The organism is Enterobacter cloacae complex sp. P18RS (assembly GCF_014982105.1).
Classification (GTDB): Bacteria; Pseudomonadota; Gammaproteobacteria; order Enterobacterales; family Enterobacteriaceae; genus Enterobacter; species Enterobacter hormaechei_C.
On the sequence record NZ_JADCKV010000017.1, the window covers coordinates 122518 to 147254 of the forward strand.

23 protein-coding genes are annotated in these 24737 nt (G+C 58.6%); 3 read left to right on the forward strand and 20 right to left on the reverse strand.

Going from position 1 to position 24737, the window contains the following annotated elements; all coding sequences use genetic code 11:
- Positions 1-28: 28 nt before the first annotated feature.
- From INF61_RS14105 to tkt, 5 genes are all read right to left on the reverse strand, one after another.
- Entirely contained in the window at positions 29-883 is an 855-nt protein-coding gene (locus INF61_RS14105) for a small-conductance mechanosensitive channel MscS (protein ID WP_017382907.1), read from the reverse strand.
- 187 nt (positions 884-1070) lie between these two features.
- On the reverse strand, positions 1071-2150 hold the full coding sequence (gene fbaA / locus INF61_RS14110) for a class II fructose-bisphosphate aldolase (protein ID WP_017692704.1): 1080 nt from the start codon (positions 2148-2150) through the stop codon (positions 1071-1073).
- A gap of 92 nt (positions 2151-2242) precedes the next feature.
- Positions 2243-3406, reverse strand: coding sequence for a phosphoglycerate kinase (gene pgk / locus INF61_RS14115; RefSeq protein ID WP_015571809.1), 1164 nt, complete (start codon positions 3404-3406; stop codon positions 2243-2245).
- A 49-nt stretch (positions 3407-3455) separates the two neighbouring features.
- The gene (gene epd, locus INF61_RS14120; RefSeq protein WP_015571810.1) at positions 3456-4475 is read right to left on the reverse strand and encodes an erythrose-4-phosphate dehydrogenase; all 1020 of its coding nucleotides are present in this window, start codon (positions 4473-4475) and stop codon (positions 3456-3458) included.
- Positions 4476-4831: 356 nt separating this feature from the next.
- Positions 4832-6823 (reverse strand): transketolase, encoded by a 1992-nt coding sequence (gene tkt, locus INF61_RS14125; RefSeq protein WP_193547865.1) that lies wholly within the window; start codon positions 6821-6823, stop codon positions 4832-4834.
- A 272-nt stretch (positions 6824-7095) separates the two neighbouring features.
- Between tkt and INF61_RS14130 the strand changes: the two genes are divergently transcribed.
- Complete coding sequence (locus INF61_RS14130; protein WP_017382909.1) at positions 7096-7854, forward strand: M48 family metallopeptidase; 759 nt, start codon at positions 7096-7098, stop codon at positions 7852-7854.
- 210 nt (positions 7855-8064) lie between these two features.
- Entirely contained in the window at positions 8065-9333 is a 1269-nt protein-coding gene (locus tag INF61_RS14135; protein ID WP_193547866.1) for an OprD family outer membrane porin, read from the forward strand.
- 102 nt (positions 9334-9435) lie between these two features.
- On the opposite strand, the gene INF61_RS14140 is transcribed toward INF61_RS14135, so the two are convergent.
- The 14 genes from INF61_RS14140 to INF61_RS14205 form a co-directional block, all read right to left on the reverse strand.
- A complete protein-coding gene (locus INF61_RS14140) occupies positions 9436-11076 on the reverse strand; it encodes a thiamine pyrophosphate-binding protein (RefSeq protein WP_160176771.1) in 1641 nt (546 codons plus the stop codon).
- Between the two features lie 13 nt (positions 11077-11089).
- On the reverse strand, positions 11090-12559 hold the full coding sequence (locus tag INF61_RS14145) for an aldehyde dehydrogenase (protein WP_059294884.1): 1470 nt from the start codon (positions 12557-12559) through the stop codon (positions 11090-11092).
- A gap of 9 nt (positions 12560-12568) precedes the next feature.
- Positions 12569-13339 carry an aspartate dehydrogenase gene (locus INF61_RS14150; protein ID WP_047741534.1) on the reverse strand — a complete coding sequence of 257 codons (771 nt, stop codon included), beginning with the start codon at positions 13337-13339 and terminating at the stop codon, positions 12569-12571.
- Positions 13340-13348: 9 nt separating this feature from the next.
- Positions 13349-14143: an SDR family oxidoreductase gene (locus INF61_RS14155; protein WP_032649463.1), complete on the reverse strand. Its 795-nt coding sequence runs from the start codon at positions 14141-14143 to the stop codon at positions 13349-13351.
- Entirely contained in the window at positions 14127-14897 is a 771-nt protein-coding gene (locus tag INF61_RS14160) for an alpha/beta fold hydrolase (RefSeq protein WP_032669256.1), read from the reverse strand. The genes INF61_RS14155 and INF61_RS14160 overlap by 17 nt, the downstream gene beginning before the upstream one ends.
- A 10-nt stretch (positions 14898-14907) precedes the next feature.
- On the reverse strand, positions 14908-15438 hold the full coding sequence (locus tag INF61_RS14165; RefSeq protein WP_017382915.1) for a cupin domain-containing protein: 531 nt from the start codon (positions 15436-15438) through the stop codon (positions 14908-14910).
- 10 nt (positions 15439-15448) lie between these two features.
- Positions 15449-16705, reverse strand: a complete 1257-nt coding sequence (locus INF61_RS14170; protein ID WP_015571825.1) for an MFS transporter — start codon at positions 16703-16705, stop codon at positions 15449-15451.
- A gap of 25 nt (positions 16706-16730) precedes the next feature.
- The gene (locus INF61_RS14175; protein WP_045349713.1) at positions 16731-17918 is read right to left on the reverse strand and encodes an NAD(P)/FAD-dependent oxidoreductase; all 1188 of its coding nucleotides are present in this window, start codon (positions 17916-17918) and stop codon (positions 16731-16733) included.
- Positions 17915-18841, reverse strand: a complete 927-nt coding sequence (locus tag INF61_RS14180) for a VOC family protein (RefSeq protein WP_015571827.1) — start codon at positions 18839-18841, stop codon at positions 17915-17917. Before INF61_RS14180 ends, INF61_RS14175 begins: the two co-directional genes overlap by 4 nt.
- 78 nt (positions 18842-18919) lie before the next feature.
- Positions 18920-19708 carry an IclR family transcriptional regulator gene (locus tag INF61_RS14185; protein ID WP_062938607.1) on the reverse strand — a complete coding sequence of 263 codons (789 nt, stop codon included), beginning with the start codon at positions 19706-19708 and terminating at the stop codon, positions 18920-18922.
- A 12-nt stretch (positions 19709-19720) separates the two neighbouring features.
- Positions 19721-20470 (reverse strand): SDR family oxidoreductase, encoded by a 750-nt coding sequence (locus INF61_RS14190; protein WP_045347328.1) that lies wholly within the window; start codon positions 20468-20470, stop codon positions 19721-19723.
- Entirely contained in the window at positions 20470-21492 is a 1023-nt protein-coding gene (locus INF61_RS14195) for an aromatic ring-hydroxylating dioxygenase subunit alpha (RefSeq protein ID WP_193547867.1), read from the reverse strand. Before INF61_RS14195 ends, INF61_RS14190 begins: the two co-directional genes overlap by 1 nt.
- Before the next feature lie 10 nt (positions 21493-21502).
- Positions 21503-21811, reverse strand: coding sequence for a recombinase-like helix-turn-helix domain-containing protein (locus INF61_RS14200; protein ID WP_017382919.1), 309 nt, complete (start codon positions 21809-21811; stop codon positions 21503-21505).
- Complete coding sequence (locus tag INF61_RS14205; RefSeq protein ID WP_003860044.1) at positions 21808-22131, reverse strand: non-heme iron oxygenase ferredoxin subunit; 324 nt, start codon at positions 22129-22131, stop codon at positions 21808-21810. The genes INF61_RS14200 and INF61_RS14205 overlap by 4 nt, the downstream gene beginning before the upstream one ends.
- A 415-nt stretch (positions 22132-22546) precedes the next feature.
- Between INF61_RS14205 and INF61_RS14210 the strand changes: the two genes are divergently transcribed.
- A complete protein-coding gene (locus INF61_RS14210; RefSeq protein ID WP_047638184.1) occupies positions 22547-23758 on the forward strand; it encodes an MFS transporter in 1212 nt (403 codons plus the stop codon).
- Between the two features lie 3 nt (positions 23759-23761).
- On the opposite strand, the gene speB is transcribed toward INF61_RS14210, so the two are convergent.
- Positions 23762-24682, reverse strand: coding sequence for an agmatinase (speB, locus tag INF61_RS14215; protein WP_003860040.1), 921 nt, complete (start codon positions 24680-24682; stop codon positions 23762-23764).
- Between the last annotated feature and the right edge of the window lie 55 nt (positions 24683-24737).

The following is a 24737-nucleotide window of genomic DNA, read 5'->3' on the forward strand; positions in this document are numbered from 1 at the left end:
ATGCGGGCGTTGTCTGAACTGACGAGCGTTAGTCAGCTTCTTTCACTTTTTTGAAGTTCACATCCATCTGCGGATAAGGGAAGCTGATACCGTTGGCATCGAAATCACGCTTGATGCGCTCCAGCACGTCCCAGTAAACGTTTTGCAGATCGCCGCTTTTACTCCAGATGCGCACCACAAAATTAATGGATGACGCGCCCAGCTCGTTCAGGCGAACGGTCATTTCGCGATCTTTAAGAATGCGGTCATCTGATTCGATGATATCGGTAATCAGCTTTTTCACCAGCTCAGTATCTGAATCATAGCCAACCCCGATAATGAGTTCATTACGGCGAACCGGCTCACGAGAGAAGTTAGTAATGTTGCCATCAATCACTTTCTTGTTTGGCACAATGACGATTTTGCCGTCTGCCGAACGCAGCGTGGTAGAAAAAATCTGCACGTTCAGCACGGTGCCCGCAGTGCCACCGAGATCAACATACTCTCCGGCACGGAAAGGACGGAACGTCACTAACAGTACGCCAGCTGCAAGGTTAGCCAGCGAGCCCTGAAGAGCGAGACCTACGGCCAGACCAGCGGCACCAAGTACAGCAATGACCGAAGCGGTCTGTACACCGACCCGCCCCATTGCCGCAATGAGGGTAAACGCAATAATCCCGTAACGCACCAGCGCAGATAGGAAATCAGCAACGGTTGCATCGATATGACGGGATAGCATTACGCGATTAACGCCCCGGGAAACCGTGCGGGCAACGATCATCCCCACAATAATAATGGCGATTGCCGCCGCAATATTCACAGCGTAACTAATCAGGAGCGCCTGGTTGCGCACCAGCCAGGAGCCAGCGTTATTGATGCTATCTACAACACCGAGATCTTCCATTTATCTTTCCTTATGCTCATAAAAACCACAAAATCTATCCCACACGGAGACAGGCAGGTCAGTAAAGGGTAAACAAAAAGCCATGATATTGCCAAACAGATCACAAAAACAGAGGCATCAGGCTATTGAAAAGGCATAAAAAAAGGCCCGCATATGCGGACCTTCTTGACGCTATGAACAGCTCAAATTACAGAACGTCAACCGCGTTCAGTTCTTTGAATGCCTGCTCCAGACGAGTAATCATAGAAGTCTGGGCAGCGCGCAGCCATACGCGTGGATCGTAGTATTTCTTGTTCGGCTGGTCTTCGCCTTTCGGGTTGCCCAGCTGACCTTGCAGGTAAGCTTCGTTGGTTTTGTAGTATTGCAGGATACCGTCCCAGGTTGCCCATTGGGTGTCGGTATCGATGTTCATTTTCACTACGCCATAGCTTACGGAGTCTTTGATTTCCTGAGCAGAAGAACCGGAACCGCCGTGGAAGACGAAGTTCAGGCTGTTGTGCGGCAGGTTGTGTTTCTTAGACACGTATTCCTGAGAATCACGCAGGATGGTCGGAGTCAGAACCACGTTACCTGGTTTGTATACGCCGTGTACGTTACCGAAGGACGCTGCGATGGTGAAGCGTGGGCTGATTTTGCTCAGCTCGGTGTAAGCGTAATCAACGTCTTCTGGCTGAGTGTACAGAGCAGAAGCGTCCATGTGGCTGTTGTCCACACCGTCTTCTTCACCGCCGGTGCAACCCAGTTCGATTTCCAGGGTCATGCCCATTTTGGACATACGCGCCAGGTACTTAGAGCAGATCTCGATGTTTTCTTCCAGAGACTCTTCGGACAGGTCGATCATGTGAGAAGAGAACAGTGGCTTACCGGTTGCTGCGAAGTGTTTTTCACCTGCGTCCAGCAGACCGTCGATCCATGGCAGCAGTTTTTTCGCGCAGTGGTCAGTGTGCAGGATAACCGGAACACCGTAGTGCTCAGCCATCTGGTGAACGTGATGTGCGCCAGAGATAGCACCCAGGATAGCAGCGCCCTGAGGAACGTCAGTTTTCACGCCTTTACCTGCGATGAACGCAGCGCCGCCGTTAGAGAACTGAACGATAACCGGTGCTTTAACTTTTGCAGCGGTTTCCAGTACGGCGTTGATGGAGTCGGTACCTACGCAGTTAACTGCTGGCAGTGCGAAGTTGTTTTCTTTAGCTACCTGGAACACTTTCTGTACGTCATCACCAGTGATAACGCCAGGTTTTACGAAATCAAAAATTTTAGACATGTTGCTTAGTCCTGTATCTTCGGCCGTTAGAAAAGGTGCGAGCTCTGATAAGCGCGCTGAAAATTGGGCAGGTTTCCCTGCCCCTGAATGGCTTACTTCTTAGCGCGCTCTTCGAGCATTGCTACTGCTGGCAGGACTTTACCTTCCACGAATTCGAGGAATGCGCCGCCACCAGTGGAGATGTAGGAGATCTTGTCAGCGATACCGAACAGATCGATAGCTGCCAGGGTGTCACCACCGCCTGCGATAGAGAACGCTTCGCTGTCTGCGATAGCGTTAGCCACGATCTCAGTCCCTTTGCGGAAGTTCGGGAATTCGAACACGCCGACAGGACCGTTCCACAGGATAGTTTTTGCGTTTTTCAGGATTTCAGCCAGTTTCTGTGCAGAAACGTCGCCCAGGTCCAGAATCTGCTCTTCATCTTTGATGTCGTTAACAGACTTCAGGGTTGCAGTAGCAGTTTCGGAGAACTCGGTAGCTACACGAACGTCAGTTGGAACCGGAATATCACAGGTGCTCAGCAGACGTTTGGCTTCGTCAACCAGATCCGCTTCGTACAGGGATTTACCCACGTTGTGGCCTTGCGCAGCAACGAAGGTATTCGCGATACCACCACCAACGATCAGCTGGTCAGCGATTTTGGACAGGGAATCCAGTACGGTCAGTTTGGTAGAAACTTTAGAACCACCAACGATAGCGACCATTGGACGAGCAGGTTCTTTCAGAGCTTTACCCAGCGCTTCCAGTTCGTCAGCCAGCAGCGGACCTGCACAGGCGACGTCTGCGAATTTACCGATACCGTGGGTAGATGCCTGCGCACGGTGAGCCGTACCGAATGCATCCATCACGAATACGTCGCACAGCGCAGCGTATTTTTTGGACAGGGTTTCGTCGTCTTTCTTTTCGCCTTTGTTGAAGCGAACGTTTTCCAGAACAACCAACTCACCTTCGGCAACTTCCACGCCGTCCAGGTAATCTTTCACCAGGCGAACCGGGCTGGACAGTTTGTCTTTCAGGTAATTAACAACCGGCAGCAGAGAGAACTCTTCGTTGTACTCGCCTTCAGTTGGACGGCCCAGGTGGGAGGTGACCATCACTTTAGCGCCCTGCTTCAGAGCCAGTTCAATGGTTGGCAGAGATGCACGGATACGCGCGTCGCTGGTCACTTTGCCATCTTTAACCGGTACGTTCAGATCGGCACGGATGAAAACGCGTTTACCTGCCAGATCCAGATCGGTCATCTTAATTACAGACATGGTGAATCCTCTCGTTGATTCTTAAAGTTTTGCAAGCGCAAGGTGCGCTCTACCTGAAACCTTTTGCGGCCATGGCTAACGTGGTGTCGAGCATTCGGTTAGCAAAGCCCCATTCGTTATCACACCAGACCAGCGTCTTAATAAGGTGCGCACCACTGACTCGCGTCTGCGTGCCATCCACGATGGCGCTGTGCGGGTCGTGGTTAAAATCTACTGAGACCAACGGTAATTCCGTATAGTCAACTATACCATGAAATGCTCCCTGTGCCGCTTTTTGCAGCAACAGGTTGACTTCACAGGCTTTTACCGGTTTTTTCACCGTCACGCTAAGATCGATTGCGGTGACGTTTATCGTCGGCACGCGCACGGCAATCGCTTCGAAACGGTCGTTAAACTGCGGGAAAATACGGGTGATCCCGGCAGCCAGTTTCGTATCCACCGGAATGATGGACTGGCTCGCCGCGCGAGTGCGCCGTAAATCCGGATGGTAGGCGTCGATGACCTGCTGATCGTGCATGGCGGAGTGAATCGTGGTCACGGTGCCGGATTCAATGCCATACGCATCGTCTAACAGTTTAATGACCGGAATAATGCAGTTGGTGGTGCAGGAGGCGTTGGAGACAATGCGGTGTTCAGCTTGCAGCTCGTGCTGGTTGACGCCAAACACGACGGTGGCGTCGAGGTCGTTACTGCCGGGATGGGAGAACAGCACTTTTTTCGCGCCAGCATTCAGATGCGCTTCGCCATGTTCACGGTTACCGTACACGCCGGTACAGTCCAGCACCACATCCACACCCAGTTCGCGCCAGGGCAGCCCTTCAATACTGTTCTCATGCAGCACGCGGATGGCATCGTCACCGACGAACAGCTGTTCCCTTTCCTGGCGAACATCCCAGGCAAAGCGACCGTGGCTGGTGTCATATTTCAACAAATGCGCCATGCCCGCAGCATCCGCCAGTTCATTGATTGCCACCACGGTGATTTCCGCACGACGCCCGGATTCATATAAAGCACGAACCACGTTGCGTCCGATGCGACCGAAGCCATTAATCGCTACGCGTACGGTCATAGATCTCCTGCAAAGCTATCCCTGAGTTTGAGGTGGCTGAAAGAGTAATCCAGCGACGCCCGAAGGGGAATCCTTGCTGTCACAAACTGCGATTGATTGGTCAATTGTCGAACATTTAATCGACTGAAACGCTTCAGCAAGAATAAGCGAATCGGGGAATAAAAGGAATCTCTGTCCAGATGAATAAGCGAGCTATATGACTTGCATCACATTTTCGGTGGAATAATTTACAGAGCAGTTACATGTCTGAGGAATCGTGCATACAAAAAAGCCGGGTGGCGCTAACGCTTACCCGGCCTACATTTTATGCCATTTGTAGGCCCGGTAAGCGTTAGCGCCACCGGGCAAAACGGCAATTACAGCAGTTCTTTCGCCTTAGCGACAACGTTCTCAACGGTGAAGCCAAACTCTTCAAACAGCTGTTCAGCCGGCGCAGACTCACCAAACGTGGTCATACCGACGATAGCGCCGTTCAGGCCAACGTATTTGAACCAGTAGTCAGCGATACCCGCTTCCACTGCCACGCGAGCGGAGACCGCTTTAGGCAGTACGGATTCGCGGTACGCGGCATCCTGCTTGTCGAACGCATCGGTAGATGGCATAGAAATCACACGCGCTTTCACGCCTTCGGCAGTCAGTTTTTCCCATGCGGCAACGGCCAGTTCAACTTCAGAACCGGTCGCGATGAAGATCAGCTCAGGCTGGCCTGCGCAATCTTTCAGCACGTAACCACCGCGCGCGATGTTTGCCAGCTGCTCTGGGGTACGCTCCTGCTGCGCCAGGTTCTGACGGGAGAGGATCAGTGCGGTCGGGCCATCATGACGCTCAACGCCGTATTTCCACGCCACCGCAGATTCAACCTGGTCACATGGACGCCATGTGCTCATGTTCGGGGTCACGCGCAGAGAAGCCACCTGCTCTACTGGCTGGTGGGTAGGGCCGTCTTCGCCCAGACCGATAGAGTCGTGGGTGTAGACCATCACCTGACGCTGTTTCATCAGCGCAGCCATACGCACGGCGTTACGTGCATATTCCACAAACATCAGGAAGGTAGAGGTGTACGGCAGGAAGCCACCGTGCAGAGCGATACCGTTGGCAATCGCGGTCATCCCGAATTCACGTACACCGTAATGGATGTAGTTACCGGCAGTATCTTCGTTGATTGGCTTAGATCCGGACCACAGGGTCAGGTTTGATGGCGCCAGGTCAGCGGAGCCGCCGAGGAATTCTGGAAGCAGAGGGCCAAACGCTTCGATCGCATTCTGAGATGCTTTACGGCTGGCAATCTTGGCTGGGTTCGCCTGCAACTTCGCGATGAATTCGTTCGCTTTCGCGTCGAAGTCAGACGGCATGTCGCCTTTCATACGACGGGTGAATTCAGCCGCTTCCTGAGGGAAGGCTTTCGCGTATGCCGCGAACTTCTCGTTCCAGGCCGCTTCTTTCGCCTGGCCCACTTCTTTCGCATCCCACTGAGCGTAGATTTCAGACGGGATTTCGAAGGCAGGGTGTTTCCAGCCAAGCGCTTCACGGGTCAGTGCAATTTCCGCGTCGCCCAGCGGTGCGCCGTGGGAGTCGTGAGTGCCCGCTTTGTTCGGAGAACCGAAGCCGATGATGGTTTTGCACATCAGCAGGGACGGTTTGTCGGTCACGGCGCGCGCTTCTTCTACGGCACGTTTAATCGAGTCAGCATCGTGGCCATCAACGCCGCGCACAACGTGCCAGCCGTAGGCTTCGAAACGTGCGGCGGTGTCGTCAGTGAACCAGCCTTCAACATGACCGTCGATGGAGATGCCGTTGTCGTCGTAGAACGCAACCAGTTTACCCAGCTTCAGGGTGCCTGCCAGGGAGCACACTTCGTGAGAAATGCCCTCCATCATGCAGCCGTCGCCCAGGAAGGCGTAGGTGAAGTGGTCAACGATGTCGTGGCCAGGACGGTTAAACTGCGCCGCCAGGGTCTTCTCTGCAATCGCCATCCCTACGGCGTTAGCGATGCCCTGACCTAGCGGACCGGTAGTGGTTTCAACGCCAGCGGTGTAGCCCACTTCCGGGTGACCTGGAGTTTTGGAGTGCAGCTGACGGAAGTTTTTCAGCTCTTCGATTGGCAGATCGTAGCCAGTGAGGTGCAGCAGGCTGTAGATCAGCATAGAGCCGTGGCCGTTAGACAGCACGAAACGGTCGCGGTCTGCCCATGCCGGGTTCTGCGGGTTGTGGTTAAGGAAATCACGCCACAGGACTTCGGCGATGTCAGCCATGCCCATAGGGGCGCCCGGGTGGCCGGATTTGGCTTTCTGTACTGCGTCCATGCTCAGCGCACGAATAGCATTAGCAAGCTCTTTACGTGAGGACATTTTAACTCCAGATCGGACTGTTAAAGGCCATGCCCTTGACGACAGCGCGTTTTGGGCTACGCCGGAAAAAAGTGCCAACAATGTAACCCAAGCCGCAGGGCATGTACATGGACCATTCTTTTGCAGCTTAAGAAATCTCTGGATCATGCTCGCATGTTGCGCAATCTGCTCGCCCGCCCCTGTCGATATTCCTTATACTTAGCCCGACACCGGCTTCGTTGACGGTGCATTTTTCGGAATTAATTCAGATTAACGAGTACGGAAGCAACATCATGAAAATGCGTGCAATCGGGCTGGCTGTGGGAACAACGCTCCTGCTAAGCGGCTGTCAGAATATGGATTCTAACGGCCTGATGACCTCAGGCGCAGAAGCTTTTCAGGCCTACTCATTGAGCGATGCGCAGGTGAAAGCGTTGAGCGACGAGGCCTGTAAGGATATGGATGGAAAAGCTACGCTTGCCCCGGCAAACAGCACCTACACGCAGCGTCTGAACAAGATTGCTTCCGCGCTGGGCGACAACATTAACGGTCAGCCGGTGAACTACAAGGTGTATATGGCGAAAGACGTCAACGCCTTTGCGATGGCGAACGGCTGTATCCGCGTTTACAGCGGCCTGATGGACATGATGACCGACAACGAAGTGGAAGCGGTGATCGGCCATGAAATGGGTCACGTTGCACTGGGTCACGTGAAGAAAGGGATGCAGGTTGCGCTGGGCACCAATGCCGTGCGCGCAGCGGCGGCCTCTGCGGGCGGCATCGTCGGCAGCCTGTCCCAGTCGCAGCTGGGCGACGTGGGCGAAAAACTGGTGAACTCGCAGTTCTCCCAGCGTCAGGAGTCGGAAGCGGATGACTACTCTTACGATCTGTTGCGCAAACGCGGCATCAATCCATCGGGTTTAGCTACCAGCTTCGAAAAACTGGCGAAACTGGAGGAGGGCCGTCAAAGCTCCATGTTTGACGATCACCCGGCTTCGGAAGAGCGTGCACAGCATATTCGCGACCGTATGGCGGCAGACGGAATTAAATAATTTCAGAAGGAGGCAGTTTTGCCTCCTTTTTATTTCGCATGAATTGTTAACTTAAAAGCACGTATCGATAACACCCCTGAAAGGCCCGCCAAATCTGCCCTGTCACACTGAAATGTCTGGTCACATAATTATTGCAAAGGTAACTTTTTCCGGTAATTATCTTTTCCGCAGTTATTCAAATTAATATATCCAGACAGAGACGTTCCCTCCGTGAAAAAAGAATTATCATTAATTGCTTTAAGTTTATTTGCCGCATTACCTGCCGCCGCAAGCCAGCAATCCGACAGCAACGGTTTTATTGACGACAGCCATCTGGATCTGTTTTTACGCAATGCGTATATCAGCCGCGACTACCATCAGGGCCAGCAGGACAAAGCCGAATGGGGTCAGGGGATCATCGCCACGTTTGCATCCGGCTATACCGAAGGGCTGGTGGGCTTCGGCGTGGACGGTATCGCGCAGTATGGCGTGCGTCTGGACGGTGGCCGCGGCAAGAGCGGCGCGGGCGGCATCGACTTCTTTAAGCAGGAAGACGACGGCCGGGCAAAATCCGATCTGGCAAAGTTTGGCGCAACCGCCAAAATGCGCATCTCCAATACCGTGCTGAGCTACGGGAACCAGCGTCCTGAACTGCCAATCATTACATCCGACAGCTCCCGCCTGCTGTTTGAAAGCTACACCGGCACCCTGCTGACCTCGAAAGAGATCGACGGTCTGGAAGTCAACGCCGGTTACTTCACAGACGAGCAGCGTAAAAGCGATGACCGCCACGACAGCGGACTGAAGAGCCTCTCCTTCGGCGGTGCGAGCTATCAGTTTAACGACCAGTTCAGCGGCGCGCTGTACGCCTCTCATAACGAAGAGGTGATGAACAAGCAGTACCTGGGCATGAACTTCAAACAGCCGTTCAGTACCGGGCAGCAGCTGGTGCTCGACTTCAACGGCTATAACTCCCGTCTCGACCAGCATTACGCGGACAGCCTCGACACGGGCCGCAGCAACACCATCTGGAGCCTGGCAGCGAGCTATATCTGGGACATTCACACGTTCAAAGTGGCGTACCAGCAGAGCAGCGGCAGTACCGGCTACAACTACGGCGGCTATCGCGACAAAGGCGGCGTGGGTGACGGCGGTAACACCATCTGGCTGGCGAACTCCTACTGGTCTGATTTCAACGGCGAAGATGAACGTTCCTGGCAGGCATCCTACGGTCTGGACTTTGGCGGCCTTGGTTTACCGGGCCTGAGCTGGACCACCGCCTACGTGCGCGGCGATAACATCAAAACCTCTGAAACCAGCAATGGCAAAGAGCACGAGTGGTTTAACCAGATCCAGTACCAGGTGCAGGATGGCCCGGCGAAAGATCTGAAGCTGAAGCTGCGCTACTCCGTACTGCGCGTCTCCAGCAACGCCAGCGAGTACAACGTGGGCGGGGACGAGATCCGCGCTTACGTGGAATACCCGTTTAACGTGTTCTGATTTACCCCCTCACCCTAACCCTCTCCCAAAGGGAGAGGGAACGCTGTCACCCTCTCCCTTTGGGAGAGGGCTGGGGTGAGGGCTTCAGACCGCACTGCACTGCTAGTAAAGCGTCTTCTGCGGCGGCCCCGCAAACTTAAGGGCGCCAATCTGCCCCATCCGCACTTCCACTACCGACGGCCCCGGCATCGCCAGCGCCTCCGTCATCACCGCATCAAAATCCTCTGCCCGCTCAACGCTCCACGCCTGAAGGCCAATCGCCTGCGCCAGCAGGGTAAAGTCCGGCGTATGCAGCGCGTTATAATACTGACGCCCGCCGAAATACTTATCCTGAATACCGCGCATCACCCCGTAGCCGCCGTCGTTCATGACCAGCAGCGTCACGTTGGCTTTCTCCTGCGCCAGCGTCGCCAGCTCGCCTAAATTGAGGCTAAGGCCGCCGTCGCCCACCAGCCCCACCACCTTGCGCTGCGGGTTGGCAATCGCGGTGCCGATCGCCATCGGCAGCCCCATACCAATCGCCCCGGCGAGGGAGTGAATGTTCATCATCGGACCGTTAGCCCTGAACAGGCGGCTACCCCACAGGCTGCCGGACACGGTGATATCGCGCACCAGCAGGCCGTCTGTCGGCAGGGCTTTTGCTATGGCGTCGTTAAGCTTCGCATAGGCGCCGCACTGCTCGCGCAGCCCCTGTTCGGCTTGCCCGACCGCCTGCTGCACCTGCATATCCCACTGTGCGTTGCCCCACTCGCGGCCCTGTACTTTTGCAGCCAGCGCGCCAAGCACCGCTGAACAATCGGCTATCAACGTGCTATCCATCAGGTAGTTACGGCTTGCTGCCGCCGGGTCGATATCGATCTGCACCCGCGGGGAAGGCAGCTCAAGCGTCCAGGAACGGGTTTCGTTGCTGCGCAGGCGAGAACCGGCCACCAGCGTAAAATCGCACTGCGCGATCAGCGCCTCCACCGACGGCGAGTTGTGAAACGCCCGCAGGCTGGCGCGGTGGCTGTCCGGCAGCACGCCGCGCGCATGGGTGCTGGAAATCACGGTGATGCCCGCATCCGCCAGCGTTTTAACCGCCTCAGCGCTGCCCAGCGCCCCGCCCCCCAGCCACAGCAGCGGCTGTTTCGCCTGTTGGAGCTGCGCCCACAGCGCGTCAACCATTCCGGTATCCACGGCTGGAACCGATGCCGGTTTAACCGGTTTAGTCACCAGCGACAGCGGAATTTTGGCGCCCTGAATATCAATCGGGATTTCCACCGAGACCGGTCCGCACGGCGGGGTCTGCGCGTCCTGGATAGCTTTATGCAGAATGGCTATCGCCTGATTCGCATTGCTGATGCGGTACGCCCGTTTTGAGCTGGCCTTCAGGAAGGTCAGCTGGTCACGGGTTTCATGGATAAACCCGGTGTCGGCGTCCAGCCAGGCTTTCTCTACCTGCCCGGTTAAATGCAGCAGCGGCGTGCAGGCATTCATGGCTTCCACCAGCGCGCCTACCGCATTACCCGCCCCCGCGCCGGTGCTGGTCAGCGCCACGCCGAGGCCGGAAAAGCGCCCGTGGGCGTCGGCCATGGTGACGGAACCGGCTTCACCGCGCGCGGGCACAAAGCGGATATTGCCCCGCTGCCCAACCGCATCCGCGATCGGCAGGTTGTGAATAGAGATGACGCCGTAGATGGCCTCAACCTGATACTGCTCCAGCGTTCTGGCGATGGCGTCGCCGACGGTTATCATTTCACTCATTGCTCACCCTTTCTCAGTCGCACCAGTGGTTGACGCTGTTACCCGTCGCCAGATAAATGCTCTTTTGTTGCATCCAGGCTTTCAGCCCCTGAATACCCTTCTCGCGGCCCAGACCGCTCTCTTTAAAGCCCCCGAACGGGGTCGAAATCGCAAAAACCTTGTAAGTGTTGATCCACACCGTGCCAGCCTCCAGCTGCTCGCTGAGACGCAGGGCGCGCCCGGTATCGCGCGTCCAGATCCCCGCCGCCAGGCCGTAAACCGAGTCGTTCGCCTCGCGGATAAGCGTGGCTTCATCGGCAAACGACATCGCCACCAGCACCGGGCCGAAGATCTCTTCCTGACAGGCGCGGGCGCTGTTGCTCAACCCTTCAATAATCGTGGGCTGGAAAAAGCTGCCGTTTGCCAGAGCGGGATCGGCGGGGATCTCGCCGCCGCACAGCACGCGGCCCCCTTCACGCTTCGCCAGTTCGACGTACTCGATCACGCTCTGGCGATGTTTTTCGCCGATCAGCGGTCCGACATGCACGCCGTCGGTAAACGGGTGTCCGACGCGCAGCCCGCGAGTTAATTCCAGCAGCCTCGCCATCAGCGGGGCGTAAATGCTCTCGTGGATAAACAGCCGCGATCCGGCGATACACGCCTGCCCCGCCGAGCTGAAAATGCCATAGCAGATCCCGCGCGCGGCCTGTTCGATATCAGCATCCTCCAGCACAATGGTCGGCGATTTGCCGCCCAGCTCCAGCGAGGCCGGGATCAGTTTTTCCGCCGCCACGTGCGCCAGATGACGGCCCGTGGTGGTACCGCCGGTAAAGGAAATTTTGCGCACGCGAGGATGACGCGCCAGCGCATCGCCAATCACCGAGCCTTTGCCCGGCAGCACGCTCAGCAGCCCGGCGGGCAGCCCGGCCTGTTCAAAAATCCGCGCCAGCTCCAGCGCCATCAGCGGCGTGGCTTCGGCCGGCTTGAGGATCACCGCGTTCCCGGCGGCAATCGCCGGTGCGACCTTCTGCATTTCGCTGGCAATCGGCGAGTTCCACGGCGTGATGGCCGCCACCACGCCGAGCGGCTCATAGCGGCTCAGCGTCAGCAGATCCGGCTGGCGCGGCGTGGGCAGTTCCCCTTCCAGCAGCTCGCAGGCGGCGGCAAAGTAGCGCGCCGTTCCCGCCGCGCTCATCACCAGCCCGCGCGCTTCCGCCAGCGGCTTGCCGTTATCACGGCTCTGCATCTGCGCCAGCGCGTCGACGCGGGATTCAATGAGATCGGCAACCTTATGCAGGATCTTCGCGCGCATATGCGGCAGGCTGTTACGCCATGCGGGATCGCGCCAGGCGCGCTCTCCGGCGTCTACCGCCTCCTCCAGGTCATCCAGACTGGCGGCGTTCAGCGTCGCGTTGATCGACCCGTCTGCCGGGAAGTGGCTCTGCATCGGGTTGCCGCCGCCGTGTCGCCACTGGCCGCCGATAAAAATCTTCAGATCGTCCATCGTCTCTCCTCAGCTCAGGGCCAGCTCGCGGCAGGCGCGCACCGCGCTCAGTGCCGCCAGGGTGGAGGTTTTAGGATTAGAAGCCAGCGGCAGTCCGCTCAGCTCCAGATGAAACTCGCCGAACAATCCTTCCACGTGGAGCGTGTGGGTATTGCGTTTCGTTGCCGGGTCAACCATCAGCTGCACGCGGGTGTCGTCCATCCCGACGCCGCCGAGCGCCACGGTCGCCGCCACGTTGGCGTTCGCCGGGAACAGCCGCGCCGCCTCGCGGGCGCTGCCTTCAAAAAAGACCTTTTCCTCTGTCACCGCATTCAGATCGATAAGCTGCTCAGCATAGCTGCCGCGCCAGCTGGCCGGGCTTTTGCGCGACTGATAGGTAACGCGCTCAAGGCCGCCCTCTTTCGCCGCCGCCAGCCCGTCGATACCGGCCACCGCACCGGAAAGCAGGGTCATTTTTCCGCCCGCAGCGAGCAGACGCTGCTCCAGCGCGCTGTCCGCCAGCGCGCCGGTGGAAATGACGGCCAGATGCCAGCCGCGACGCAGGATCTCTTCCCCGTACTGGGCCACCGCCTGCTGGCTGGCGCATTCCAGCACCAGATCCGGCGTTTGTGCGCACGCCATCGGCGACGTCAGCGCCTCAACCGCATCGCCAAACTGGTCGTGAATGGCGGCATGGTGAGACGCGCGCGCCACGATCCAGCCGATAGCCACGCCGGCGGGCAGGCGCTCAATCACCGCCTGCGCCATGGCGCCAAAACCAATCAACATTACCTTTTTCATGATGTGTCCTTACAAATGGCGGCAGAAGCCGCCGGAAACGTCCAGCGCCGCGCCGGTGGTAAACGAGGCCAGCGGCGAAGCGAGGAACAGCAGCGCCTGCGCGGGCTCCTGCGGCTTGCCGAGGCGCGCCATCGGAATGCCGCGCTTGCGCGCGATATCCGCCGTCCATTCCGGCCAGCTCTGGCTTTTGTCCGCCCGGTGTTCAAAGCGGCGCTGCCACTGGCCGGATTCCACCATGCCGAGCAGAATGGAATTGACGCGAATACCTTTTCCCACCAGCTCTTTCGACAGCGTCAGCGTCATGTTCAGCAGCGCGGCACGAGCGGCAGAGGTGGCGATCATGTGCTCCTCCGGCTGTAGCGCCAGCAGGGAGTTCACGCAGGTAACAGAGGCAATGTCGGACTGCTCCAGCAGAGGCTGAAACGCCTGCACCGGGTTAATCACCCCGAACAGTTTGAGTTCGGCTTCGTGCAGCCACGCCTCGCGCGGGGTGTCATGGAAGTGCGCCACGTAGCCCTGCCCGGCGTTGTTGATCAGCATATCCGCCGCGCCAAAACGCGCCTGTACCGCATCCGCAAAGGCCTGAACTTCGTCGGCGTTCAGCACGTCGCAGCGGTAAGCAAAAATCTCCCCGTGAGGAAATTCGTTTTGCAGCGTCGCATGGGCGCTGGCGAGCCGGTCCGGGTCACGGCCGCAGAAGGCGACTTTCGCCCCTTCACCCAGCAGCAGGCGCAGCGTTTCAAAGCCAATGCCGGAAGAACCGCCGGTAACGACCGCTACGCGCCCGTCAATTTGTGCATTCATCGCGCACCTCTTCGTTAATGCGTAAAAGCTGTTGGTTGAAAAACGCGTCGTTATCGAGATAGCTGGCGTGCCCGGCCTGCGGAATGGCGATAAACGGCATGCCGTAGCGCAGCGCCAGACCCTGAACCAGTTCCGGCTGGGTGATGGCATCCTGCTCGCCGCACCAGACTTCAAACGTGCCGGAGTAGCGTTTAAGCCAGCCGTGAATGTCGTCATGTGCCAGCATCCATGCGGCAGCGAGGTAGCCTTCCGGGCGCAGCGCCCGCATGCCCGCCGCGACGGTGGCGATATCTTCCGCGCGCGCGCCGGGGCGCAGCAGTTTCGCGGCGCGGGTCTGGGCGAGGATGTCGCCTCCCAGCGCCATCTGCTGCTCGCGGTTGCGCCATACCTGCTCCCGCTGCTCCGGCGCGGCATTGCCGTACCCCTGCGCGGCGTCGGCCAGCACCAGATGAATGACGCGATCCGGGAACTTTGCCGCAAAGGCGCTGGCCACCAGCGCCCCCAGGGAATGGCCGACCAGCACTGTCTGCCAGACACCGGCGCGATCCAGCATGGCCGCCAGCGCGTCGGCGTAATCCCCCGCGTTTGCCCGCGCTACGGCCAGCATCGGGCTTTCGCCGTAACCGGGCATGTCCCACGCCAGCACGCGAAAATCGTTCAGCGCCATCTGCTTGTGCCAGGAAGCGGCGCCGGAGCTGATCCCGTGCAGCAGCATCAGCGGAATGCCGCTTCCCTGTTCACGAAAACCCGTCATCATGCCCCCCTTAGTTCCGCTTCACTTTGGAAAGCGGATGGTCGGACGGATAGGTCGGGATTTCCGGCTTGTTGGTCCCCAGCATGACGCACATCAGCGCTTCTTCTTCGCCGTGGTTAAACAGGCCGCGATAGATGCCCGGCGGAACGGAGATCAGGTCACGCTCACGCAGCACGGTTTCTGTGTAGTTGTCGCCGTCCTGGATCATCAGCGTGATCTGCCCCTTGAGCATGAAGAACACCTCTTCCACGTCGTCGTGCAGGTGCAGCGGTCCTTCGCACTTCGACGGCAGCACCATGGTGGAGAAGGTAAAATGGTCCGCCTGCACGGTGTTGGTGTCGTTCGCCACGCCGGTTGCGCCAGTGCCGATGTAGCGCATCTGCGCCCGGCGGTATTTCGGGTCAAAATCGGCCTGGAACTTCAGCGCGTTCCAGTCGTATTTACGCCCTTCGAAGCGCGCGATGCGCGACTCGACCCACTCTTCCATCGTCAGATGGTCAGGTTTGATGCCCGTTTTGTTGGTTACGGTTGAATCAGTCATGACACTCTCCTCAGTAACGTCTCAGCAGCGGCAGTAACAGGACGCAGCCCACCGCCGCCATCACCGCCAGAAAAATCAGCCCGGAATCCATGCTGTGGGTGAAGGCGATAAGCGCACCCATCACCGCCGGCGACAGCGCGCCCGCAAAGTTTCCCAGCCCGTTGAAGATACCGCCCGCCGTGGCGCTCACCCGGGGATGGGTGGCCTTCGCCAGCAGGGCGAAAATGTTGGGCGCGCCGGTGCCCCACATAAAGGTGCTGAAGCTCATCGCCGCGATGACGGCCAGCGGGGTATCAAGGTGCATCACCGCCGCCAGCCCGACGGCCGCCCCCGCCATGGAGATAAAGCATGCCGCCGCGCGCTTATCGACCCTGTCCGAGAGCCACGCGCCAATCACTTCCCCTGCCAGCATGGCGATGAACGGCATCGACGACAGCCAGCCCGCGTGCTCCAGATGAATGCCTTTGCCTTTGATCAGGTAGCCCGGCAGCCAGCCGTTGATGCCCCACAGGTAGGTCAGGAAAGCGATGTTAAAGATGCAGATGATCCAGAAGTGCGGGCTGACGAACAGCTCACGCCGCGCCGCGCGCCGCTCGTCCCGGGACGCCTGCGAGGTGCCGGGTTTTGCCTCCAGGCGGATCCCGCGCAGACCAATGCGCACAAAGATAAGCACCGGCACGGTAAGCATGGCCATCACAAAGAAAGTGCTCTGCCAGCCAAAGGTGTTCAGCAGCCAGAGGGAAAGCGGGAAACCAATCGCCGCGCCCACCGGGGTCCCCAGCAGCCACAGCATGGTGGCGCGCGCCTGCAAATGCTGGGGGAAGTTGTGACGTACGATGGCGAAGGCCAGCGGGAACAGCGGTCCTTCCGCCACGCCCAGCAGAATACGCAGGACGATCATCAGCGTGTAGTTATGGGTAAAGCCCATCGCCACCATCAGCACGCACCACACCGCCATCATCCCGGTGAGCAGGCGCAGCGGCGCGATTTTGTCGCCTAAACCGCTTAAAAACACCGATGAGAAGCCATAGCTCAGCAGGAAAGCGCTCATCAAAATGCCGAGACGCGTGGTGTCGAAATCAATGCCCATCGCCTGCTGGAAATGGGTATCCGAAAAGAGCGCCGCGATGCTGATTTTGTCGAAAAACGCCAGCAGCACGCAGGCCAGCAGCGACAGCGGGATGGCCCAGCGCACCGCTTTTTCGGGCGTGCGGGTCCCCTCACCGCTCGCCTCAACCGGTGCGGTGTTAGTCTCTAGTGTGGTCATCTCTCCCCCTACGGGTGCGGGTTAGCTATCGCAGTGACATCAGTGAAAAGGTCGGGTCGGCGAGCGGCACGTCGGACAGATCCCGCCCCGCCGCCATCCAGCGCTTCGCCAGCTTGACGGTACGCGCATCGTCGAACGCCACCAGCTGCGTCAGCCTCCCGTTGTCGTCCAGCGAGAAGTACAGCGTCTCTTCACGCACTACCGTTCTGCTGCCCGGCTGCGGAATGCCGAGGATCTGGATGTTGTGCTGGTATTGATCCGACCATAGCCACGGCGCGTCGTCATAGCCCGGCGCATCGGGGTTGAGCATCGCTTTCGCCGTCGCCACCGCCTGGTTCTGGGCGAAGGCCCAGGACTGGATGCACAGCCCGTAGTGATGGTGCTGGGCGACATCTCCTGCGGCAAAGATGAACGGATCCGACGTGCGTCCCTGGGCATCCACCACGATCCCGCGCCCGGTTTTCAGCCCCGCATCGCGCGCCAGCTCCAGATTGAGATCGACGCCGATCCCAACCACGACCGCATCAAAGGTTTCACGCTGGCCGTCGCAGTGGATGACCGGCAGGCCGCCGTCGTCCTCCAGCTCCAGCGCACCGCAGCCGGTACGGATCTCCACCCCCTGCTCGCGGTGGATGGCCTCCAGGCGCTGCGACACCTCGCCGCTCACCGAGCGCATGCACAGCGCGGGCTGCTGCTCGAACAGGGTGACCGCCACGCCGCTTTTCCGCGCCGAGGCAGCAATCTCCAGTCCGATCCAGCCGCCGCCGACGATCGCCAGTTTTTTACTTTCCGCCAGACGACTTTTCAGGCGCTGCGCGTCCTGCCAGTGGCGCAGGGTATAGACCTGCGGATGGCTGGCCCACGCCTGCGAAGGCAGGCGCGCCCGACCGCCGGTAGCGATTAAAAGGATGTTGTAACTAAGATGCTCGCCGTTGCTAAGAACGACTTTTTTCTCATCGCGATCGACAGATTCAGCGCGCAGCGGCCGGTACCAGGCCAGGTTCAGCGCCTGCTGCACCTCGTCGCTAAACAGCCTTGGGAGCGCCGCGTCCGGCTCCAGCAAAGACGCTTTTGACAGCGGCGGGCGCTCGTAGAAATCCCACTCTTCTTCCGCTACCACGCAAATCTCGCCGTCGAAACCCTCATCGCGCAGGGTTTTCGCCGCCCAGCCGCCCGCCTGGCCGCCGCCGATAATGACAATGCGCGACGTCATACCGCCTCCGGCTTTTTCTGCTGACGGCGCGTGTCGTGGTCAATCCCGCCTTCCACCGCCCACTCGGTAAAGGAGACCAGCGAATGCTCCAGCTCACGCGGCTGCCAGTTTTCCGTCAGATAATCATCGTTGGTGTAATACTCAAACGCCCCGCCGGTCGGGCTGTTGACGTACCAGAAGTACGCCGACGACACCGGATGACGGCCCGGCCCGATAAAGGTGCTCCAGTCATGTTTATTCATCGCGATACCGCCGCCGATCACCTCGTGGATGTCGCGCACGGTGAAGGCCACGTGGTTGAGGCCGCGCTTGCGGTTCGGCAGTTGCAGCAGGAACAGGTTGTGATGGCCGCCGCGCACGCCGCAGCGCAGGAACACGGCGCGGTTGATATAGCGGTCCGAGACCTGGAAGCCGAGCACCTCGCGGTAGAATTTCTCCACTGCCGCCAGCTCTTCCACGAAGAACACCACATGCCCCACGTTGATCGGCTGGGCGCGATCGTAAACCGGGCTGGGGGTGTCGATACGGCGGGCATCGCCCCACTGGTTAATCGGCTCGACGTTCAGCTCCACGTCAGTTTGCTGGGTCACCTGCACGCGCAGCGTCATGCCGTTCGGGTCCAGGCACTCCAGCGCGTCGCCCACTTCACGAAAACCTGGCTGTTGCGCCAGCTTCGGGCGCAGCGCGTCCAGATCAGACTGGCTGGCAACCGCCCAGGTCATGCGGCGCAGGGTGTTACCCGCTTCAAACGCGGGCGGCAGGTCGGGGCTGTCGATCGGGTTAAGCTCCACGCGCGCGCCGCTCAGGGTGGTGAAACGCTGGCCGCTGGCATCGCCCGTCAGGCCAAAATCACGCATAAATTTGGCGCAGTGCGTCAGGTCTTCCACACCAAATTCCAGCTTTTCAATTCCGGTTACACTCATCGTTCGTTGCCTCATCTGGCCCAGATTGGGCGTAAAACATGCCCGACGCAGTCAAGCGCCTGACGTTAACTCACTGATTTAACTGGCCTGTGACAAATACCCTAAGAAGCCAGAAATTTTATCCGCCGCGAGGCGAACCTCGTTTTGCAGGCGCTCGCGGTCGCTCTGCGGGATCTCCTCCGACGGCACCAAAATGCTGACCACCGCCGCCACGCGGCCACTTCGGTCATACACCGGGTAGACGATGGAAGAGATGCCGTGGCGGAAGAAGGATTCGCCGATGACATACCCGCGGGCTTTGTCCTGCTGCACCATCTGCCACAGGGCTTCGCGGTCGTGAAGCTGCCCCGGCGTGTTGCCCGGCAGACGCTCATGCGGGAACAGCTGTTCGAAATCAGCGCGGGAAATATCGGTCAACAGCATGCGGCCCAGCGAGGTGCAGTGCACCGGCAGACGGGTACCAATACTGACCTGGTTGATGCGCGACCCGGCGGCGCTGACGCGGGCGATGTAGATAATGTCGCGCCCGTCGCGGATCGCCAGATGGCTGCTGCACTGGCTCACGTCGCGCAGTTGCTCGATCACCGGCTGGCCGACCTGCGCCACGTCCAGCGAGGCGATGTACTCAAAGCCAAGACGCAGCACGTTCATGCCCAGCGAAAAGGTATTGGTGCGCGTGTTGCGCTCCAGAAATCCCATGTACTCCAGCGTCTGTACCACGCGATAGGCGGTGGCCTTCGGCATATCCACCAGCCGGTGCAGCTCGGCAAAGGACAGTTCGCGATGCTGCTCGCCAAAGGCCAACAGCAGCTGTAAACCGCGCTCCAGCCCCGGCACCAGATACTTCACTTCCCGATCGTTTGCCATCATCGCCCTACCTCAATTAAAGACAAAACCGCCGTTGACCGGGATCAGCTGTCCGGTGATGAATCGCGACAGATCGCTAAGCAGCCAGACCACGCTGCCGGTGACATCCTCCGGCTGCTGCGCCCCCGTTAATGCGCGACCGTTTTCGTAAAGCTGATGCCGTTCGGCGGGGACATATTCCGTCGCCTCGACGCGGGTTAGCCCCGGTGCGATGGCGTTGATCCGGATACGTTTTTCCCCCAGTTCGCGCGCCATTGAACGGGTCATGGCAATCACGGCCCCCTTGCTGGCAACGTAGGCCATCAGGCGCGGCGCGCCCCACAGCGCGGTGTCGGACGCCACGTTCACAATGCCTGCCCCTTCGCGCAGCAGCGGCACGGCGGCGCGCGTCACCAGCCAGGTGCCTTTCACGTTGACGCTCATCACCCGATCCCAGAGATCCGGATCGTAATCAAGCATGTTTTTGCCGCCCACGCCCGTTGCCATCGCCGCGTTGTTGACCAGGCCGTCAATCGGCCCCTGCTCGCCAATGGCGCTAAACGCCTGCTCAATAGAATGCGGATCGCCCAGATCGATAGCGTGCGATTCGATCGCATAGCCCTGCTCGCTCAGCCCGTGGGCGCTTTCGGCCAGCTCGCCCTGAAGGATGTCGCACATCACTACCTTCGCACCCTGCTCCGCGCAGGCCTGGGCAAAGTGGTAGCCCAGCCCGCGCGCGGCGCCGGTCACCACGATGCGCTTGCCGCTTAGCAGCCCATTCATCAGGCGGCTCCCTGCTGTGCTTCACGCATCGCCAGCTGCTCTTTGGCGGCCTTTTGCATCATGCGGCGCAGGCGCGAGAGGCCAACGTCGTGCTGATACAGGTATTCATGATCGCGCGCGTTTGGCGCCAGGCTTTCCAGCACCACACGGTCCTGCTCCAGCACTTCCCAGTGCAGTTTTTCCAGACGGTTGCGGTACATGAAGCGCCACATATCGCGCTGCCAGCCCTGCACGCGGCGGATGCGCCAGAAGAAGACGCGGCAGTTGTCGTTATCTTCCGGCACCACCATGCCGACGATAAAGAAGTGGCCGCCCGGTCCGAAGCGCTTCTTGTAAGGAATAGAGAGGCGCATCCAGCAGGTGCCGCTGTTGCCCAGCTCCACCCAGTCAAAATTGACGCCGCTCTGCCCTTTCTTCTCGAAAATAAAACCGGTTTTGGTCGGCTGGAGCACCATGTCGGCCTTGCGATCCCCTTCCGCCATCGAGTGCGACGAGGAGTGCAGATAGGTGCCGTGCATCGGGTCCATCACGTTTTCCAGCGCGTACTGGTAGTTGCATTTCCACGCGGCGGTGCAGAGGAAGTTGCTGAAGTTTTCCGTGTCGGCGAGTTCATCCGGGAAGGTCAGTTCGTCCGGCTGCTGGTCCGCGGTGACGCCAAACCACAGGAAGATGGCGCCGTGCGCCTCCTGCACGTTATAGCTGCGCACGCACTGCTGGCCGACCAGCGGACATTTATCCACGGCGGGCACGTCTTTCACTTCGCCGTTGCCCGCCACCTCTACGCCGTGATACCAGCAGGCAATGCGGTCCCCGAGGTTCCAGCCCATCGACAGGCGCGCACCGCGATGCGGACAGCGGTCCTCCAGCGCCTGAACCTGGCCATCTTTATTGCGCCAGACCACAATCTGCTCGCCCAGGCGGGTGATGCCCACCGGCGCAGACTGCACTTCCCAGCTCGCCAGCACCGGATACCAGAGGCCGCGCAGGCCTTTATCCAGATAATATTGTACGGTCGTCGTCATCGCGTTGCCCTCAGTAGCCGTTAACCTGTAAGAATGCCTGGAAGCTGGCGTCGCTCCACGGCTCGCCCTGCTGGTCGTGCATACGCACTGCGTTCAGCCCGCTTACCAGCTCCGGCAAGGTTTCAACGCCCTGCTCGAAGAGATCTTCCAGCGTCGCAATCAGCTTCACTTCCCAGCTTTCCGGCTCGCGGCTGCGGGTCTGCCAGATCAGGTTGGTGTAATCACCCGGCTTATGAATGGCGCCATTACCGCCCTCTGCCGGCGGGGTAAACTGGCGGCTTTCCGGCAACGCCGGGTTGTAGTTCAGCGTGTCGCTCATGCCACGGTCTCCTCAACGAAGGTAATCTGAATCTGGTTTTCAAAGACCCGAACCGGGTAACGATTGAGGTTGCGTCCTCCGGGGCCGTGCAGACACTGGCCGGTTTTGACGTCGAACACCGCCTCGTGCAGCGGGCATTCCACCTTGCCGTCTTCCACGAAGCCCTGACTCAGCAGGGCATAGGCGTGCGGGCATACGTCCTCCAGCGCGTAATATTCACCGTCGATCAGGTAAACGCCGATCTCTTTACCGTCGACGTTGCCGCTAAAAGGGAAATCTTCCTGTACTTGCTCTGCGTCACATACGCCTATCCAGCTCATCACGATCCTCCAGGCTTTTGTTTCATATATGAAACTCTGTTTCTTATTTAATACGGTCAATATAAAAGCGATGAATGTTTCGTCAAGCGACAATGTGACGAATTTGTTAATCGATCGGCAATTAATTAACTAAGTGTGCAAGGGATCACGAAAAAATGCAGCGATATGAAATTTTCATTATTGCAGCGTGAGAAATACGTTTTTTTAATGGTCTCTTATTTTCAATAAAAGATATTGACTTCTTTTCTTTTTACTCTCTAAAAATAAATGAACGTCACCTCTTTCGCGTTTCACCTGTGAAACGAATTTTTAATTTATCTTTAATAAACAAAGAGTTTCACAGGTGAATCATTTTAGCCCCGTGACAATCACATTGATGAAAAATATAAGTTACAAAAAACGTAAGGCGGACATGATGACGGCAAGATGGCAAGGCACGATTGCGCTTTTATTACTCATTATTATTTCCTACGTCGATCGGGTAAATATCTCGGTAATGATTTTAAACCCGGAATTTGCCGAACATTTTCAGTTAAATGAAAACAGAATGTTACAGGGCCTGCTCATGACCTGCTTTCTTCTGGGTTATGGATTTTCCGCTTTATTATTAACGCCGGTTATTGAAAGCAAACTTCATTATCGGCAGGGATTATTAAGCAGCATTGCGATTTGGGCCGCGGTCTGCGCGGCTTCACCTTTGCTCGGCTCGCTGACGGGAATGCTCTTCGCCCGCGTGATTCTGGGGATCGCGGAGGGACCGCTTTTTTCACTGAAAACGCGCTTTATCAGCGATAACTTTAGCGCGCAAGAGATCGGCAAACCCAACGCCGTGACCGCGCTGGGCGTCTCGCTCGGGCTGGCCGTGGGCTTTCCGCTGGTGACCTGGCTGATGTCGCATCTGGGCTGGGCCGGGTCGTTTTATGCACTGGCGGCAATCAACCTTCTCCTCGGCGGCGGCTTAATCTGGCGTTTTCTGCCCGCGCCGCGCAAGCTCCCGACCACGAAAAAGCCGGGGTTTGTCCACACCTTCACGCTGGCCTGGCAGACGCCGCTGCTGGGCTGGATCCTGCTGGTTGAAATCGCCACCCTGAGCTATCTCTGGGGGAGCAGCGCCTGGTTACCCGCATGGCTGCGTGACGAGCACCACTTCTCGCTGCATGCCACGGGCTGGCTTGCGGCGATCCCCTTCCTGCTCAGCCTGGGGTCAAAGTTTCTGGGTGGCGTGCTGCTCGACAAAATGCGGCCGGAACAGGCGCCGGTACTGTTTGTGGTGGGCGGTACGTTGACGGCACTCTCCGTGATCGCACTGATGCTCAGCCATCAACCCGCATGGCTGGCGCTCTTTATGCTGTCTGCCAACGTGTTCTGGGGACTTCAGGGAGCGGCTATTCCTGCGGTAATCCAGCATCACGCCGCCCGGGACGCCGTGGGCAGCGCTTACGGCATAATCAATGGGATCGGCAATATCTGCGCGGCGTTTATTCCGCTGCTGATGGGGATGGTGATGAGATCGGTGGGGTCGGTCAGTTCAGGCTTTTCGGTGCTGGTCGTCTCGCAGGTTGTCACCCTGCTTGCCGGGGGAATGTTGCTGCTGCGCATGCGGCGCGCAGCAGCAATCAGCGCGTAAGGCTTATTCGCCTTTTTTCGCCGCCTGGATGTAGAGCATTTCCAGCGCCAGGGTCGCCGCGGCCAGCGCGGTGATCTCGGACTGGTCATAGGCCGGAGCTACTTCCACCACGTCCATCCCGACGATGTTCAGATCCTTCAGGCCGCGCACCAGCTTGATGGCGCGGTCTGATGTCAGGCCGCCGATCACCGGCGTACCGGTACCCGGTGCGAATGCCGGATCAAGGCAGTCGATGTCGAAGGTCAGGTAGACAGGCATATCGCCGACGATCTGCTTAACCTGAGACAGAATATCGTCCACGCCGCGATCGTTCACCTGGCCCGCGTCGAGTACGGTGAAGCCGTTGTCTTTGTCGAACTCGGTGCGGATGCCGATCTGCACGGAGTGGTTTGGATCGATCAGGCCTTCTTTCGGCGCGGTATAGAACATGGTGCCGTGGTCGAATTCACAGCCGTTCGCGTAGGTGTCGGTGTGCGCATCGAAGTGCACCAGCGCCATTTTGCCGAAGTGCTTCGCGTGGGCGCGCAGCAGCGGCAGGGTCACGAAGTGGTCACCGCCGAAGGAGAGCATGCGTTTACCGGCCGCCAGCAGCTTCTCGGCGTGCGCCTGCAATTTTTCGCTCATTTCACGCGCGTCACCGAAGGCGTACACCAGATCGCCGCAGTCCACCACGTTCAGGCGCTCGCGCATGTCGAAGTTCCACGGGAAGCGGTTGTGCTCCCAGGCCAGGTTGGTGGAAACCTGACGGATCGCCGCCGGGCCATGACGTCCACCCGCGCGACCGGACGTTGCCATGTCGAACGGTACGCCGGTGATCACCCAGTCCGCATCGCTGTCGTACGGCTGGAAGTTCATCGGAAGGCGTAAAAAACCAAACGCGTTAGATACCAGAGAGTTATCGTACTGATGACCTAAAGTGCTCATGTCCTGACCTCTTATAAAGTCGATACATTAAAAACAGATGAAAAAAAATCCCCTC